At 46.7% G+C, this 16,294-nt stretch carries 14 protein-coding genes; 13 read left to right on the top strand and 1 reads right to left on the bottom strand.

Annotated elements, in window-relative coordinates; genetic code table 11:
- Positions 1–14 precede the first annotated feature (14 nt).
- From AACQ75_RS03610 to acpS, 10 genes are all read left to right on the top strand, one after another.
- A complete protein-coding gene (locus tag AACQ75_RS03610; protein WP_017042689.1) occupies positions 15–638 on the top strand; it encodes a sigma-E factor negative regulatory protein in 624 nt (207 codons plus the stop codon).
- Entirely contained in the window at positions 635–1,615 is a 981-nt protein-coding gene (gene rseB, locus AACQ75_RS03615; protein WP_017042688.1) for a sigma-E factor regulatory protein RseB, read from the top strand. The genes AACQ75_RS03610 and rseB overlap by 4 nt, the downstream gene beginning before the upstream one ends.
- Positions 1,612–2,082, top strand: coding sequence for a SoxR reducing system RseC family protein (locus tag AACQ75_RS03620; RefSeq protein WP_170889520.1), 471 nt, complete (start codon positions 1,612–1,614; stop codon positions 2,080–2,082). The genes rseB and AACQ75_RS03620 overlap by 4 nt, the downstream gene beginning before the upstream one ends.
- A gap of 112 nt (positions 2,083–2,194) precedes the next feature.
- Positions 2,195–3,988 (top strand): translation elongation factor 4, encoded by a 1,794-nt coding sequence (lepA, locus tag AACQ75_RS03625; RefSeq protein ID WP_026027281.1) that lies wholly within the window; start codon positions 2,195–2,197, stop codon positions 3,986–3,988.
- 91 nt (positions 3,989–4,079) lie between these two features.
- Positions 4,080–4,976, top strand: a complete 897-nt coding sequence (gene lepB, locus AACQ75_RS03630; protein WP_013856032.1) for a signal peptidase I — start codon at positions 4,080–4,082, stop codon at positions 4,974–4,976.
- A 36-nt stretch (positions 4,977–5,012) separates the two neighbouring features.
- Entirely contained in the window at positions 5,013–5,690 is a 678-nt protein-coding gene (gene rnc / locus AACQ75_RS03635) for a ribonuclease III (protein ID WP_010319803.1), read from the top strand.
- Positions 5,683–6,657 (top strand): GTPase Era, encoded by a 975-nt coding sequence (era, locus tag AACQ75_RS03640; protein WP_010319802.1) that lies wholly within the window; start codon positions 5,683–5,685, stop codon positions 6,655–6,657. The genes rnc and era overlap by 8 nt, the downstream gene beginning before the upstream one ends.
- A 47-nt stretch (positions 6,658–6,704) precedes the next feature.
- The gene (gene recO, locus AACQ75_RS03645; RefSeq protein WP_026027280.1) at positions 6,705–7,433 is read left to right on the top strand and encodes a DNA repair protein RecO; all 729 of its coding nucleotides are present in this window, start codon (positions 6,705–6,707) and stop codon (positions 7,431–7,433) included.
- Positions 7,430–8,161: a pyridoxine 5'-phosphate synthase gene (gene pdxJ / locus AACQ75_RS03650; RefSeq protein ID WP_013856034.1), complete on the top strand. Its 732-nt coding sequence runs from the start codon at positions 7,430–7,432 to the stop codon at positions 8,159–8,161. Before recO ends, pdxJ begins: the two co-directional genes overlap by 4 nt.
- Before the next feature lie 9 nt (positions 8,162–8,170).
- On the top strand, positions 8,171–8,551 hold the full coding sequence (acpS, locus tag AACQ75_RS03655; RefSeq protein ID WP_064625892.1) for a holo-ACP synthase: 381 nt from the start codon (positions 8,171–8,173) through the stop codon (positions 8,549–8,551).
- Positions 8,552–8,644: 93 nt separating this feature from the next.
- Here acpS and barA read toward each other — a convergent pair whose 3' ends face one another.
- Positions 8,645–11,425 carry a two-component sensor histidine kinase BarA gene (barA, locus tag AACQ75_RS03660; RefSeq protein ID WP_094163889.1) on the bottom strand — a complete coding sequence of 927 codons (2,781 nt, stop codon included), beginning with the start codon at positions 11,423–11,425 and terminating at the stop codon, positions 8,645–8,647.
- A 183-nt stretch (positions 11,426–11,608) separates the two neighbouring features.
- Here barA and rlmD point away from each other — a divergent pair, with 183 nt between their 5' ends.
- The 3 genes from rlmD to mazG all read left to right on the top strand — a co-directional run bounded on the left by rlmD (position 11,609) and on the right by mazG (position 16,149).
- Positions 11,609–12,931 carry a 23S rRNA (uracil(1939)-C(5))-methyltransferase RlmD gene (gene rlmD, locus AACQ75_RS03665; protein WP_094129888.1) on the top strand — a complete coding sequence of 441 codons (1,323 nt, stop codon included), beginning with the start codon at positions 11,609–11,611 and terminating at the stop codon, positions 12,929–12,931.
- 63 nt (positions 12,932–12,994) lie between these two features.
- Positions 12,995–15,217 (top strand): GTP diphosphokinase, encoded by a 2,223-nt coding sequence (gene relA, locus AACQ75_RS03670; RefSeq protein ID WP_013856038.1) that lies wholly within the window; start codon positions 12,995–12,997, stop codon positions 15,215–15,217.
- A gap of 134 nt (positions 15,218–15,351) precedes the next feature.
- On the top strand, positions 15,352–16,149 hold the full coding sequence (mazG, locus tag AACQ75_RS03675) for a nucleoside triphosphate pyrophosphohydrolase (protein ID WP_088732852.1): 798 nt from the start codon (positions 15,352–15,354) through the stop codon (positions 16,147–16,149).
- The last annotated feature ends 145 nt before the right edge of the window (positions 16,150–16,294 follow it).

A 16,294-nucleotide genomic window follows, 5' to 3' on the forward strand; every position in this document is an offset into this window, starting at 1 on the left:
ATGGTGAATAAATAATGGCTGACAAAGAAAAACTTTCAGCACTCATGGATGGGGAAATGGTCGATAAAGCGCTCATTCAAGAATTAGAGCTCGACCAAGAAAGTTTGCAAACGTGGAAAAATTACCATTTGGTTGGTGATGTGATGCGTGGAGATGCCCCAGTCCGAGCTGAGTGGGATATTGCACAGAGCGTTGCGTTAGCATTGGATGACGAACCCGCACACAGTCGTTTACAATCTGCTTCGGTTATTGATTTTCGTGATGCAAGCCGTGAGTCTCAGCCGACGCCAGCTCAAGCTCGTCGGCAGTTACCGGCTTGGCTTTCCCAATTTGGCCAGGTTGCGGTTGCTGCGTGTGTGTCGTTTGTGGTGATTTTAGGTGTTCAACAATACGGTGGCCGTGATTCAGGAGTGAATCAAAACGACCAATTACCCGTACTGCAAACCATTCCGTTGGCTGGCAGCGCAGAGCCTGTGAGCTTAACGCGTGATTCAGTAGAGCGCCAAACCAGCGAAAGCCGCGTGCAAGAACAACGTCGCCGCGTAAACGCATTATTGCAAGACTACGAGCTGCAACTTCGCCTGAACAGTGAAAGTGCAAGCCCACATAACGATGTACTTGAATCGGTAGTTGAATGAATAAATTCCTGATCAGTGCACTGGCGCTGTTCAGTTTGAACTCTACATTAGCCTTTGCAGAAGACCAACCTGCAGAGGCTTTGTTGCTTCAAATGAACGAGGCCAGTCAGCATTTAAATTATGAGCTGTCTTACATTCTGATTAAGAAAAACAGCATCGATCCACTGCTGTATCGTCATGCAAGTCAAGGCGATCAGCAATTTGCGCATCTCGTTTATCTCAGCGGCCCGATCCGTGAAGTGATTCGCCGTGGCAATGAAGTGAGTTACATTGAACCTGGGGTAGAACCGTTCACCATTGAGTCAAGCACTATGGTTGCGCCGACGATTCCGATGCTAACCAGCAATGTCACTGAATTAGGCCGTTACTACGATTTCGTCAAAGTTGGCCGTGCACGTGAAGCGGGTACGGCTTGCCAAGTGGTGCGAGTGGTGCCGAAAGATGGCTTACGCTATTCCTATATTTTGTGGGTAGATGAAACCAGTAACTTGCCATTGCGAGCTGATTTAGTCGATCGCGACGGCGAGGTGCTTGAGCAATATCGCACTATCTCTTATGCCATTAGCGACAAATTAGCGCAGGCGATGCAAGGGCTAAATGACGTTGAGTTACCCGAGGTATTAACGTTACCGAAAGGCAACCTTACGGAAAGTTTTTGGCAAGTGAGTTGGAAACCTGAAGGCTTTGAACCCAAAGAGCTTAACCGTTATCGTATGGCGATTACTGAGCGTTTGGTAGAGAGCCAGATGTTCAGTGATGGGCTATTTAGTTTTTCTGTCTATATTTCCGATAGTGACAATCATTCGCTGAAAGGCCAACTGGTTCGTCAAGGCCGCCGTACCTTGCATAGTGTGGTGAAAGGAAACAATGAAATCTCAGTGGTCGGTGATATTCCACCGGCAACGGCGCAGCGCATTGCTCAATCGGTGACGTTTGTCCAGCCTGCGGCGCCCTCAACAGAGGCAACCAAACCATGATGACGGCGTTAGCAACAGTCACCGCTGTTCAACCTGATGCTAAAGGGTTTCACGTTGAACTCAGTTGTCAGCAGCAGACCAGTTGCAGCAGTTGTTCGTCCTCCAAAAGCTGTGGTACTGGGATCGTATCGAAAGCGATTGGTAACAAAGCGCTGTTATGGCAACTCGATACGAAAAAACCAGTGAAGCAAGGCCAGACGGTTGAAATCGGTTTCCCCGAAAAAAGCTTGCTTCAATCGGCAGCCTTAGTGTATTTGGTGCCGCTTTTTATGATGATGTTTGGCGCTTGGCTGGGTGAGAGCCTCTTGGCCCCTTGGCTCGGTTTAGGTGAGGGCATCGTGATCATCACGGCCGCTGTTTTTATCGTGCTGGGGATCGGAATTGCCAAACGTTGCTCTGTGGTTCTTGAAAAACGATCGCAGCAAGAGGTGGTTTTGGTCCGAGTCCTTGGTGAACCTATCGCCTAATTTATGATGCGAACCCTACCGAAATTGGGTAGAATCGGCCAACTTTATGGAAACGCCGCTTGATGTGGCTTTCTTATGTCCCTTTTTTCAAGAGTTTAGTCATCCCAAATCTATGAAGCACATTCGTAACTTTTCGATTATCGCCCACATCGACCATGGTAAGTCGACCCTATCTGACCGTTTGATCCAAGTTTGTGGTGGATTAAGTGATCGTGAAATGGAATCTCAAGTTCTAGACTCTATGGACCTTGAGCGTGAGCGTGGCATCACCATCAAAGCACAGAGTGTGACGCTCGATTACAAAGCAAACGATGGCGAGACATACCAGCTCAACTTTATCGATACTCCTGGACACGTTGACTTTTCTTATGAAGTTTCCCGTTCTTTAGCCGCCTGTGAAGGTGCTCTATTGGTGGTGGATGCTGGTCAAGGCGTTGAAGCGCAAACATTGGCTAACTGTTATACCGCCATTGAAATGGACCTTGAAGTTGTCCCAATCCTAAATAAGATTGATTTGCCAGCCGCAGAGCCTGAACGCGTAGCGGAAGAAATTGAAGATATCGTCGGCATTGATGCTATTGACGCAGTGCGCTGCTCTGCGAAAACAGGCCTTGGCGTGGATGAAGTGCTAGAAAAAATCGTTTCTGGTATTCCGGCTCCTGAGGGCGATCCTGCTGCGCCGCTGCAAGCGTTAATCATCGATTCTTGGTTTGATAACTACTTAGGTGTTGTCTCTTTAGTGCGAGTGAAAAATGGTGCGCTGAAGAAAAATGACAAGATTAAAGTGATGAGCACAGGCCAAACTTGGGGTATTGACCGTTTAGGTATTTTTACGCCAAAACAAGTCGACAAAACCATGTTGAACACTGGTGAAGTGGGCTGGGTGGTTTGTGGTATTAAAGACATTCTCGGCGCTCCTGTAGGTGATACTCTGACCAGCGCGAAAGATCCGTGTGAAAAAGCATTGCCAGGCTTTAAAAAAGTGAAACCGCAGGTGTATGCGGGGCTTTTCCCTGTCTCTTCTGATGATTACGAAAACTTTCGTGATGCGTTAGGTAAACTGAGCCTAAACGATGCCTCGTTATTCTATGAGCCAGAAAGTTCGGCCGCCCTTGGTTTTGGTTTCCGTTGTGGTTTCTTGGGTATGCTCCACATGGAGATTATTCAAGAGCGTTTAGAGCGCGAATACGATCTTGACCTTATCACCACTGCGCCAACGGTAGTCTATGAAGTGAAGAAGACCGATGGCACGATGCTTTATGTTGATAGCCCTGCTAAATTGCCTGCGGTGAACGACATTGAAGAGATTCGTGAACCGATTGCGCGTTGTAACATTTTGACCCCTTCTGAATATTTGGGTAACGTCATTATGTTGTGCGTTGAAAAACGTGGCGTGCAGGTTGATATGGTCTACCACGGTAACCAAGTAGCCTTGACTTATGATGTACCGATGGCCGAAGTGGTGCTTGATTTCTTTGACCGCTTGAAGTCAACTTCTCGTGGTTATGCATCACTTGATTATGGTTTCCAACGCTTTGAAGCTTCAAGCATGGTCCGTGTGGATATCTTGCTAAATGGTGACAAAGTGGATGCGCTAGCTATCATCACTCACAAAGACAATTCGCAAACGCGCGGTCGTCAAGTGGTTGAGAAAATGAAAGAGTTTATCCCTCGCCAAATGTTTGATATCGCGATTCAAGCGGCGATCGGTAACCACATTATTGCTCGTTCAACCGTGAAGCAGCTGCGTAAAAACGTACTGGCTAAATGTTACGGTGGTGATATTAGCCGTAAGAAAAAACTGCTTAAGAAGCAGAAAGAAGGTAAGAAGCGCATGAAGCAAATTGGTAATGTTGAGTTGCCACAAGAAGCCTTCCTTGCCATTTTGCACGTAGGTAAAGATTAAGCATTGCTTTGTTCTTATGCATGCAGCAGTCACCATTTAAGTGAAAGAGTTTCGGCTCTTTCACTTTCGTATTTTTAGATAAGGGAACTCCATGGCGAATACATTTTCACTCATCTTGGTGATCGTCACATTAGTGACCGGCATAGTTTGGGTGCTGGAGAAGTTGGTGTGGGCGAAAAAACGTCAACAGAAGATGGCCGCTATTGAAGCGCAAACCAACGGCTTGGATGACAAACTCAGCGCCAAAATTTCCGCGCAACCTTGGTGGATTGAAAACAGTGTTTCCATCTTCCCTGTGATTGCTTTTGTGCTGGTGCTACGCTCTTTTGTGTACGAACCTTTTCAGATTCCATCTGGCTCAATGATGCCAACGTTGCTGGTGGGCGACTTCATCTTAGTTGAGAAATACGCTTACGGTTTGAAAGACCCAGTATGGCGTACTCAACTGGTCGAAACTGGTAAACCAGAGCGTGGTGATGTCGTGGTCTTTAAATACCCACCGCAACCAAGCATTGACTACATCAAGCGCGTGGTCGGCATGCCGGGCGACACAGTTCGTTATAGCAGCAACAAAGAGATTTGTATTCAAGCTCAAGGTTCAACAGAATGTAAACAGGTCAAACTGTCCAATGTTGAAGAGAGTGAGTTCAACCAAAATGGCATCCCTTTAATTCAAGTGAATGAAAAGTTAGGTCAGGTTGAACACCAGATTTTGATCAATCCATTGCGTCGTGATCGTGTTGATGCTTATCAACCACGCCATGGCGTTAATGAATGGGTTGTTCCTCAAGGTCAGTATTTTGTGATGGGTGATAACCGTGACAACAGTGCTGATAGCCGTTACTGGGGCTTTGTTCCAGAAGCAAACTTAGTCGGTAAAGCGGTCGGTATTTGGATAAGTTTTGAATTTGAACGTGGTGCAGATAGCGTTTTACCTTCGTGGATCCCAACTGGTGTGCGTTTTAACCGCATTGGTGGCATTAACTAGGCTAGCTTTGGCTAGCTATCACTACATCGAGAGAGCATGAATTCTCCAATTAGTAAATTAGAAACTAAACTCGGTTATTCATTTAATGATCCCGAGTTTATTTCCTTAGCACTGACACATCGCAGTGCAAATGGTAAGCACAATGAACGTCTTGAGTTTCTGGGCGATTCAATTTTAAGTTTTGTCATCGCTGATGAGCTGTACCACCGTTTCCCTAAAATTAACGAAGGGGATATGAGTCGTATGCGCGCTACGCTTGTGCGTGGTCACACATTGGCTGAACTGGGCAGAGAATTTTGCCTGGGAGATTACTTAAAATTAGGTCCAGGTGAGTTGAAAAGTGGTGGTTTCCGCCGTGATTCAATCCTTGCTGATGCCGTAGAAGCCATCATTGGTGCGATTTATTTAGACAGCGATACCGAAGTAGTACGACGTATTATTTTGAGCTGGTATCAAGAACGCCTTGACGCCATTGAGCCGGGCGTATCGCAAAAAGACCCAAAAACTCGCCTACAAGAGTTTCTGCAAGGTAGAAGAAAGCAACTGCCTATCTACACAGTGACTAATATTAAAGGTGAAGCACACAACCAAGAATTTACGGTATCGTGTGATGTAGCAGGAATGGGAACGCCTGTAATTGGTAAAGGCACCAGTCGTCGTAAAGCTGAACAATCGGCGGCTGAAATTGCACTAGAGCAACTGACAAATGGCTGATAACGAATTTGATTTGGATGCGTACTTCGCATCAAACACCAACAGCAATGAAGCAACTCCAGAAAGTGGTGAGCAGCACTGTGGTTTTATCGCCATTGTGGGTCGCCCCAATGTCGGGAAATCAACCCTGCTGAATAACTTACTGGGACAAAAGATATCCATCACATCGCGCAAGCCTCAAACCACTCGTCACCGCATTATGGGTGTCGATACAGAGGGGCCGTACCAAGCGATTTACGTTGATACTCCGGGGTTACACATTGAAGAAAAGCGTGCGATTAACCGCTTGATGAACCGTGCGGCAAGTAGTTCTCTCAGTGATGTTAACTTAGTGCTGTTCTTAGTCGATGGCACTCAGTGGACCGCCGATGATGAAATGGTGCTCAACAAGTTACGCAATGCTAATTTCCCTGTAGTGTTGTGTGTCAATAAAGTCGATAACGTGAAAGATCGTAACGATGTAATGATGCATATGCTAGAGCTATCGAAGAAAATGGAATTTGTTGATGTCGTGCCGATTGCGGCAAAACATGGCAAAAACGTCGATGTATTGCGTAAACATGTGCGTGAGCATTTACCTCAAGCCACGCATCACTTCCCTGAAGAGTATGTGACTGATCGTTCACAGCGCTTCATGGCTTCCGAGATTGTGCGTGAAAAACTGATGCGCTTTACTGGTGAAGAGCTGCCGTATTCAGTAACCGTTGAAATTGAACGTTTTGACTATAACCCTGAAACCGATGGTTTTCATATCAACGCGTTGATCCTCGTTGAACGCAGCGGCCAGAAAAAAATGGTGATCGGCAAAGGTGGTGAAAAAATCAAAACCATCGGCCGTGAAGCGCGTTTAGACATGGAAGAGTTGTTTGGTCGCAAGGTTTACCTAGAAACTTGGGTGAAAGTGAAATCCGGGTGGGCAGATGATGAACGTGCCCTTCGTAGCCTTGGTTATATTGACGATCTATAACCTCTATTCGAGGTGGGTGAGAACATCGCTCACCTTTGAGTGCTGATATGTCAGACGGTTTACAGCGCTGTTTTGTCCTTCATCGACGTCCTTATAGCGAGTCGAGCCTAATCCTTGATGTGTTTAGCGAGGAGTATGGCCGCGTCACCTTAATGTCCAAAGGCGCACGCAGTAAACGATCGAACTTAAAAGGTGCACTGCAACCTTTTACCCCCTTATTGCTCAAATGGTCAGGCAACGGTTCAATGAAAACCTTACGCCAAGCTGAACCGATTAGCCTTGGCTTACCACTCAGTGGTATTCATCTCTATTCTGCCATGTACGTCAATGAGCTGATTGGCCGCGTGCTTGCGCAAGAAGTGCCTTGCCCAGGTCTGTTCCATGATTATCTGCATGCACTCACCGAGTTAGCTCAGTGTGAAAATCCAGAACCAGCACTGCGCCGTTTTGAACTCGCGTTGCTAGCTTCAATGGGTTATGGCGTTGATTTCTTGCATTGCGCCGGAACGGGAGAAGCCATCGATCCTCGCATGACTTATCGCTATCGTGAGCAAAAAGGTTTTATCGCTTCTGTCAGGCGCGATAACCTTACGTTTATGGGCGATGAGTTGATTGCCATTAGTGAGCGGCGCTTTGTCAGTAAAGAGCAGCTTCAAGCGGCAAAACGCTTTACACGCATAGCGTTAAAGCCGTATCTTGGCGGCAAACCTTTAAAAAGCAGGGAGCTTTTCCTGCCCATGTCTAGTTTTTCCAGAGTACGGAGTATAGGAAAATGAGCGCAATTTACTTAGGCGTTAATATCGATCACATCGCCACGTTACGAAATGCCCGCGGTACTAAATACCCAGATCCCGTGCATGCTGCTGAAATGGCAGAGCGTGCCGGAGCCGATGGCATTACCATTCACCTACGTGAAGACCGACGCCATATCAAGGATCGCGATGTGCGTATTTTACGCGAGACGTTGCAAACTCGAATGAACCTCGAGATGGCCGTTACCGACGAAATGATTGATATTGCTCTGCAAACCCAACCTGAATTTGTGTGTTTAGTGCCTGAAAAGCGTGAAGAACTAACGACGGAAGGTGGGCTGGACGTATTAGGACAGCTTGACAAAGTGAAAGCGGCAACCGAAAAACTGACCGCAGCAGGCATCAAAGTCTCTCTGTTTATTGATGCTGATCGTGAGCAGATTAACGCGGCTAAAACTTGCGGTGCACCGTTTATTGAATTGCATACTGGTCATTACGCCGATGCAACAACCGAAGCGGATCAGCAAGATGAGTTAAAGAAAATTGCGGCGGCTGCGAGCTATGCGAGTGATTTGGGCATTACGGTGAACGCTGGTCACGGTTTGACTTATCACAACGTAGCTGCCATTGCTGCACTGCCTGAGATTTACGAACTCAACATTGGTCACTCGATTATCGGGCGTGCTGTATTTGATGGTTTGGAAAAATCGGTCGCCGATATGAAAGCCATCATGCAAGCGGCTCGCAAATAAGGTCTACCGATGGCGATTATCGGCTTAGGGACTGATATTGCGGAAATTGAACGCATAGAAAAAGCATTGTCACGCAGTGGCGATGCTTTTGCCGAGCGGGTGCTAACCCAAGATGAATTGGCGGTGTTCCATTCGCTCAAGAAAAAAGGGCGCTATTTAGCGAAACGTTTTGCCGCTAAAGAAGCGGCATCTAAAGCGCTTGGTACGGGTATTGCGCATGGTGTTAGCTTTCAGGATTTTACCGTCACCAACGACGCCAACGGAAAACCCGTGCTGACATTATCAGGTAAGGCTAAGCAGTTGGCTGCCACAGCCAGTGTGAATCACATTCACCTAACCATTTCTGATGAGCGCCATTATGCGGTGGCGACGGTGATTTTAGAGTCTTAATCTGTCAATCTTCTCTGCTTGCTGACAAGCAAATACTGCTGAGCGGCAAGCCCCTTTTTTCATTCGGTTAAATTGTCTCTTGGGTTAAATTGCTCATTCGCTTAAATACGGTTTAGCGGTAGCGACCACTTTGTCCATCTCATCTTGTAATTCAAATAACTCCGGTTCTACATCGCTGATGGATTTGCCCGATCGCAATGCCTGTTCGAGCGCTGCGCACACTTTTTTCAAGCGGGGTACGCCACTGTATGAGCAACTGCCGTGCAGTTTATGAATATGGTGCAGTAGATCTTGGGTAGGGTATTCATCATCTTCCAACGCCATGCTGACGACTTGGCTCACCTGTGGAATCGAATCAACTAGCATCTGTAGCAGCTCTTTGGCCAAATCTTCCTTGTTGGCTGATTGTTTGAGTGCATTTTGCCAGTCAATGATAATGGTGTGATTAGGCTGCTCAGCTTCCTGTGACGGCGACGGTATAACTTGTTCTGTGAGTTGTAATTTCTCCAACTGTTTACGGTTGGCGTAGGGGTTCCAATGTGCTAACACTTGCTGCAAGATGTGCTCTTCAATTGGCTTAGTAAGGTAATCATCCATTCCTTCTTTCAGCAGACGATCGCGCTCTCCGATCATTGCATGAGCCGTTACCGCAATCACGGGCGTTTGGTGATTGAGTACTGTTTTCTTAATTTCCTGGCAAGCAGTGACCCCATCCATCTGTGGCATTTGGATGTCCATCAAAATCATATCAAATTTCTGGCGGCTTGCTTGTTCGACCGCTTCTTGGCCATTCGTACAAGCGATGACGGTTTCAACACGTTCTTGCAGCAGGGCCATGATCAGTTTGAGGTTGGCAGGGTTATCATCCACCGCCATTACTTTCAGGGGCAGTGTATCGAGTGTGATCGGTAGATCTTGAATGGCAGGCTGTACCGGTTGGTGCGCGATTAACAGTTGCAGCAATTTTTTACGCGACAGTGGCTTGGTAATGCACTGCACTGGATGATGCTGCATTAAATAATCGGATAGTGCGAGCTCGGTACTTGGTGTACCGATAATCACGTTGTCGGCAAGCTGAATAGCCTTTGTGACCCACTGCTCAACCAAATTCAAATCAGTCTCTCTACTTGGGGCTAAATTGAGTAATACATAATCGAAGCGATCCGTTTCTTCTGGCATCACCGCTCGATATGTGACGCTCAACCCTGCCTGCACCAACATTTGCTGAATGATGGAGGCGGCTTGCATATTGGGTTCAACGAGCAACAGCTGTTTATTGCTCAAAATATGTGGGTCAAGCCAGTCGCTCATCGGCATTTCAGTGGTATTGAGACGCAGCGTAAACCAGAAGGTGGAACCTTGGTGAAGACGGCTGGTGAGGCTAATTTCACCGCCCATGTGGCTGACCAATTTCTGAGTAATAACCAAACCAAGTCCAGTGCCGCCGTAGCGACGAGAAATACTGGCATCGGCTTGGCTAAAGGCTTGGAACAGCTGTGCTTGTTGGCGCTCTGAAATACCAATGCCGGTGTCGCGCACCATAAATTGCAGCTCAACCACATTGTCGCGTTGTGAGCGCAATTCAACACTGATGTCGATGTTGCCACGTTCGGTGAACTTAATCGAGTTACCGACAAGGTTGGTCAACACTTGTTGGATACGAAGTGGGTCACCTACCAAGCCTGCTGGGATTTTTTGATCCACTTTAAGAGTAATTTCCAATCCTTTTTCATGAGCACTGGTCGCTTGGAGGTTAACCACTTCTTCCAAACTTTCTTGAAACTCGAACGGAATATTTTCCAGCGCTAACTTACCGGCTTCTAGCTTGGAGAAATCCAAAATGTCATTGATGATGTTCAATAAGTTATTGGCCGATTTTTCAATGGTTTGTAAGTAATCTGCTTGGCTATTCGTCAACTGGGTTTTGAGCATTTGGCGGGTGAAGCCAATGACACCGTTAAGCGGCGTACGCAACTCATGGGACATGTTGGCCAGAAATTCTGATTTTATGCGCGCGGCTTCTTGGGCGCGTTTTTTGGCAATGTCCAATTCAACGTTTTGGATTTCCAACTGCTCTAAGGTTTCTCGCAAATCCGAGGTGGCTTGGTCGATACTGTGCTGCATTTCGACGTGATATTCCGATAGCGATACCGCCATCGCGTTGATCCCTTTTTTGAGCGAATCTAACTCACCGTGCATTTTGCCTTCGATCCGCACATCAAGGTGGCCGCGACGAATTCTATCCACCATGTTTTTCATGTGTGAGATAGGGCGAGTCACATCGTGCAGGAGTCGGAATGCGAACATCCCTGATAAACCGAGCCCAAGCGCAAGCACTAAAAAGGCGGAAAAGACCTCTTGATACTGTTGTAAACGCAATGAAGAGAGGTCCAACTCTATCGCGATATAGCCGAGCGCAGGCGTTGATGTATTGGCATTTATGCCTTCGGTTAGACGGTTTTCAGCCAAAATTGGCGTGCGCAGTATTAAAGTGTTCTCGGTGAGATTTGAGCTGCTTAAAATCGGAATGGGTTTCTCTTTTGGATAAGTTAAGCTTTCAAAGTTAGGGTGGAAGTTCGAGGTGACAAACAGTTCGTGGTTGGCGTCAAACACCGCAATACTGCGGACAAATTTAGAGTTTTTCCGATGCGCGTAGCTGATAATTCGGCGCACCGACTCACGGCTTTGGTTTTTTAAGGCGTCTTCACTAGCAATGGCCAAGGGCTCGATGATGCTCGCCCCCGCATTGATCACCTGTTTTTCCAGATCATGGTAGCGATTGAATGAGAAAAAAGCACTGAGCAACAAGCCGATAATTAAGGTTGGAGCTAAGGTTAAAGTAATAACGCGCGCGCGTAAGCCATATCTGGTCATTATTGTCTAAACATCGTGGTGTGGATATGGGAAAATAGCCCGCAATTTGATGAGCAAGCCTGTACGAAAATCGTTTAATTGACGGCTAGCTTAATCAAGTCGAGTAAGTTCGACAATCATCCCCGCACTAAATAGTGACGCTAGGGCAAAAAACATCGATTTAATTTTACTTAGGCACAGAGCATGGCACGTTTTTTCCAACCGAAAAAGAAAGCGCAATTAGAAACAAAACATCAAACGGTATTGATTGAACGTCTTGATCATCAAGGTTCTGGTATCGCTTATCAACACAATAAACTGCTTTTTGTTGATGGCGCGCTGCCCGGTGAGCAAGTGCTGATGCAGCTAACTGAAAGCAAAAGTAAATACTCTCGCGGTCAGTTGATTAAAGTCTTAACGGCCAGTGAACAACGCGTGACGCCATTTTGTCGCCATTACGGTCAATGTGGTGGTTGCGATCTGCAGCATTTAGAGCACAGTGCGCAGGTGGCGCACAAAGAGCAAACACTCTCGCAATTGATGAGTAAATTCGCCGGACAAACGTTGGCATTGAGCCCCGCAATAAGTTGCGCCGATAAAGGCTATCGCCGCCGCGCCCGCATCAGCGTGTTGTGGGACAAAAAGCAGCAACAGCTGCAATTTGGCTTTCGCAAAAAGCAGAGCAAGCAAATCGTTAACGTGACGGACTGCCCAGTGCTAGAACCACAACTCAACACGCTACTTACACCTATCCAAGCGCTGTTAACGCAATTTAAATCTCAGCAAGCGATTGGCCATGTTGAATTGGTGCTGGGTGATCAAGGCGCGGTGATGGTGTTGCGCCATCTTCAGCCGCTGCCAAGTGAAGATCACGCGGCGCTGCTGGCGTTTGCTCAGCAGCATCATCTCACTTTGTATGTGATGCCAGAAAGCGATCAGCTCGAACGTCTTCACGGAGAGATGGCAAGCTACCGTGAAACCGGATCAGTTATCGAATTTTTGCCCTCCAACTTTATTCAAGTCAATCGTCAAGTAAACCAAAAAATGGTGGCTCAAGCATTGGAATGGTTAGCCTTGACTGAGGATGACCGAGTGTTGGACCTATTTTGTGGCGTAGGGAACTTTAGTTTGCCGATGGCTCAATACGCTCAATCGGTAGTGGGCATTGAAGGTGTGGATGAGATGGTTGAGCAAGCGACACAAAACGCGCAGCGCAATCAAATCGACAATATCACGTTCTACCAAGCAAATTTGGAACAAGATATGTCAACGCAAGCGTGGGCAAAGCAAAAATTTGCTAAAGTACTACTCGACCCAGCGCGAGCCGGGGCGGCAGGCATTGTCGACCAATTGGCTAAGCTCGGCGCTCAGCGCGTGGTGTACGTTTCTTGTAACCCGGCAACACTGGCAAGAGACAGTCAAAGTTTACTCAGCCAAGGTTATAAGTTGGTAAAACTTGGCATGTTGGATATGTTTCCACACACCAGTCATTTAGAATCGATGGCGCTATTTGTAAAAAGTCGGTAGACAGAGAACTAACTCAGTCGAAGTTAGTCGAATACCACAAACTATAAAACTAGGACGAATCAGATGGTTGCGGTACGAAGCGCACACTTGAATCCAGACGAACAGTTTGAGCTAGATAAATGGATTGCGAGTTTACATCAAGATAAAAGCACAGCTTCTAAACTGACGGACGTATATCGTCAGTGTGAAACGTTATTAGAAGGTCATGCCAAAGGACCGCTACTGCTGTGGCGCGGCCGTGAAATGATCGAAATCCTGATTACCTTATCGATGGATCGCGCCACTTTAGTCGCGGCTCAGCTCTTTCCTATCGTCAGTAGTGGGCTTTTTGACCGTGAAGTATTAGAAGAGACCTATGGTAAAGGCATAGTGAAGCTGATTGATGGTGTCGAAGAGATGGCGGCACTTGGTCAGTTAAACATCACCTTGCAAGGCAGTGAAGCTTCAGAGCAGGTGGATAACGTTCGCCGCATGCTGCTTGCGATGGTAGATGATTTTCGTTGCGTGGTGATCAAATTAGCGGAGCGCATTTGTAATTTACGTGAAGTAAAAGATGAACCTGACGAAATTCGCCGTGTAGCGGCTAAAGAGTGCGCCAATATCTATGCCCCTTTAGCAAACCGCTTGGGCATTGGTCAGCTCAAATGGGAAATTGAAGATTACGCATTTCGCTACCAGCAGTCCGATACCTACAAACAAATTGCTAAGCAGCTTTCCGAGCGCCGCATCGTGCGCGAACAATATATTCACGATTTTGTCGAAGATCTGCGCGCCGAGATGAAGCTTTCTCATATCAATGCCGAAGTGAGTGGCCGTCCGAAACACATCTATAGCATCTGGCGCAAAATGCAGAAGAAAGGGTTGGCTTTCGATGAACTGTTTGATGTGCGTGCAGTTCGCATTATTGCTGATCAACTGCAAGACTGTTACGCCGCCTTGGGCGTCGTTCATACCAAATACAAACACCTGCCTAGCGAATTTGATGATTACGTTGCTAATCCGAAACCGAATGGCTATCAATCCATTCATACGGTGATTTTAGGACCAGAAGGCAAAACCATCGAAATTCAAATTCGTACTAAGCAGATGCATGAAGAGTCTGAACTTGGGGTTGCTGCGCACTGGAAATATAAAGAGGGCGCAACGGTTGCCCGCAGCGGTTACGATGAGAAAATTACTTGGTTGCGTAAGCTTCTTGATTGGCAAGAAGAGATGTCTGATTCGGGTGAGATGATCGACGAGCTGCGTAGCCAGGTGTTTGATGATCGCGTTTACGCCTTTACACCTCGTGGTGATGTGGTTGATTTACCCATGGGAGCCACGCCGCTCGATTTTGCCTACCATATTCACTCTGAAGTGGGGCATCGCTGCATCGGTGCCAAAGTCGCGGGTCGTATTGTTCCATTTACTCATAAATTATCTATGGGTGATCAAGTCGAAATCATCACTCAGAAAGAGCCGAATCCGTCGCGTGATTGGCTAAATCCAGCAACGGGGTTTGTTCATTCAGGCCGTGCGCGCGCCAAGATTAACGCTTGGTTCCGTAAACAAGGCCGCGAGAAAAACCTTGAAGCCGGACGAGAGATCCTCGAGTCAGAATTAGCCAAAATCGGTGCTACGTTAAAAGATGCCGATAAATACGCGCTCAAACGTTTTAACGTCAATACGCCTGACGAGCTGTACGTCGGCATTGGCAGTGGTGATCTGCGGATCAACCAAATCGTCAATCACATCAATGCCTTGGTGAATAAGCCGACCGCTGAGCAAGAAGATCAACAAGCACTGCAAAAATTGCAAGATGCGCAAACTCGTCCAGCTCAGCCACATCGAGCGCACAAAGATGCCGTTGTAGTGGAAGGGGTAGATAACCTCATGACACACCTAGCGCGCTGTTGCCAACCTATCCCGGGTGATGAGATCAAAGGTTACATTACTCAAGGGCGTGGTATTTCAGTCCATCGCAGTGACTGTGAACAGCTAGAAGAGCTGAGCCATCACGCACCTGAACGCATCATTGATACCGTTTGGGGGCGCGGGTTTGTTGGAACCTATATTTTGACTTTGCGCGTTGAAGCGATGGAGCGAGGTGGGTTACTCAAAGACATCACCACCCTGCTTGCGAATGAGAAAGTGAAAGTCATCAGCATGAAAAGTCGTAGTGACTACAAAAGACAGTTGATCATCATGGATTTTGATCTTGAAGTGAGCAACATCGAAGCGCTGTCACGAGTATCAATGCGAGTAGAGCAGATCAAAGATGTAATGTTGGTGAAACGCCTAGGCTAAATTTCATATCACAGTAACACTCTTATTGGCGTGAATCGCAATTAAATCGCGACGCAAGCGCCTTGGGTTTTCAAAGGCGAGTGGCAATGACTGCTCGCTTTTTTATTTTAAATATTGATGTAAGGAGCGGATAAATGAGCCACCCAATCGAACAACTGGAACAGATCATGGCACAGTTGCGTGACCCAAAAACAGGTTGTCCTTGGGATATCAAGCAAACTTTTGACACGGTTGTTCCTTACACAATCGAAGAGACCTATGAAGTGGTGGAAGCGATCCACAACCAAGATTGGCCTAATCTCAAAGAAGAATTAGGTGACTTGCTATTTCAAGTTATTTTTTATAGTCAAATGGCGAAAGAGCAAGGGTTGTTTGATTTCTCGCAAGTTGTTGAAACGGTGAATGAAAAACTTACGCGCCGCCATCCTCATGTTTTTTCGGGTGCCAAGTTTGAGGATGAAGCGCAAATCAACGCCAATTGGGAAGCTGAAAAAGCCAAAGAAAAGGTACAAGCAGGAAAAAAAGATCAAAGTATTCTAGACTCAATACCACACGCTTTTCCGTCTCTTTTACGTGCTACAAAGATTCAAAAAAAGTGTGCCCAATATGGCTTTGATTGGGATTCTATCGGCCCAGTGGTTGATAAAGTCCAAGAAGAGATCGAAGAAGTCATGGAAGAGGCGTTGCAAATCAACCCTGATCCGGTTCGAGTAGAGGATGAAATGGGCGATCTATTATTTGCCACCGTTAACTTTGCTCGGCACTTAAAAATTGATCCAGAAGTGGCGTTAAATAAAGCAAATCGAAAGTTTTCACGTCGATTTAAAGGCATTGAAATGCTAGTGGCACGTCAGCACAAAACCTTGACCGATTTTTCTCTCGAAGAATTGGATGCGATGTGGAATGAAGTGAAGCGCTTGGAGTCGAAGTAATACCCTGTGTTGGCAATCCACAATAAAACCCACCCATTGAGACAAATTTGACTCATTTGAGTGGTGTGATAAGCCATATCAAGCGGTGCTCTTTGATTTGAAGCAAAAAATAAAAAATGACAGTGTGATAGATTTCACGTTGTAG

Origin of the sequence: Vibrio sp. B1-2 (assembly GCF_963888445.1) — a bacterium.
Classification (GTDB): Bacteria; Pseudomonadota; Gammaproteobacteria; order Enterobacterales; family Vibrionaceae; genus Vibrio; species Vibrio anguillarum.

Excerpts from the sequence above, each read along its gene's own strand:
- acpS (WP_064625892.1), top strand. The coding sequence starts at position 8,171 with ATGGCGATTATCGGCTTAGGGACTGATATTGCGGAAATTGAACGCATA.
- recO (WP_026027280.1), top strand. The coding sequence starts at position 6,705 with ATGTCAGACGGTTTACAGCGCTGTTTTGTCCTTCATCGACGTCCTTAT.
- lepB (WP_013856032.1), top strand. The coding sequence starts at position 4,080 with ATGGCGAATACATTTTCACTCATCTTGGTGATCGTCACATTAGTGACC.
- pdxJ (WP_013856034.1), top strand. The coding sequence starts at position 7,430 with ATGAGCGCAATTTACTTAGGCGTTAATATCGATCACATCGCCACGTTA.
- mazG (WP_088732852.1), top strand. The coding sequence starts at position 15,352 with ATGAGCCACCCAATCGAACAACTGGAACAGATCATGGCACAGTTGCGT.
- barA (WP_094163889.1), bottom strand. The coding sequence starts at position 11,425 with ATGACCAGATATGGCTTACGCGCGCGCGTTATTACTTTAACCTTAGCT.
- rseB (WP_017042688.1), top strand. The coding sequence starts at position 635 with ATGAATAAATTCCTGATCAGTGCACTGGCGCTGTTCAGTTTGAACTCT.
- relA (WP_013856038.1), top strand. The coding sequence starts at position 12,995 with ATGGTTGCGGTACGAAGCGCACACTTGAATCCAGACGAACAGTTTGAG.
- lepA (WP_026027281.1), top strand. The coding sequence starts at position 2,195 with ATGAAGCACATTCGTAACTTTTCGATTATCGCCCACATCGACCATGGT.
- era (WP_010319802.1), top strand. The coding sequence starts at position 5,683 with ATGGCTGATAACGAATTTGATTTGGATGCGTACTTCGCATCAAACACC.
- AACQ75_RS03620 (WP_170889520.1), top strand. The coding sequence starts at position 1,612 with ATGATGACGGCGTTAGCAACAGTCACCGCTGTTCAACCTGATGCTAAA.
- AACQ75_RS03610 (WP_017042689.1), top strand. The coding sequence starts at position 15 with ATGGCTGACAAAGAAAAACTTTCAGCACTCATGGATGGGGAAATGGTC.
- rnc (WP_010319803.1), top strand. The coding sequence starts at position 5,013 with ATGAATTCTCCAATTAGTAAATTAGAAACTAAACTCGGTTATTCATTT.
- rlmD (WP_094129888.1), top strand. The coding sequence starts at position 11,609 with ATGGCACGTTTTTTCCAACCGAAAAAGAAAGCGCAATTAGAAACAAAA.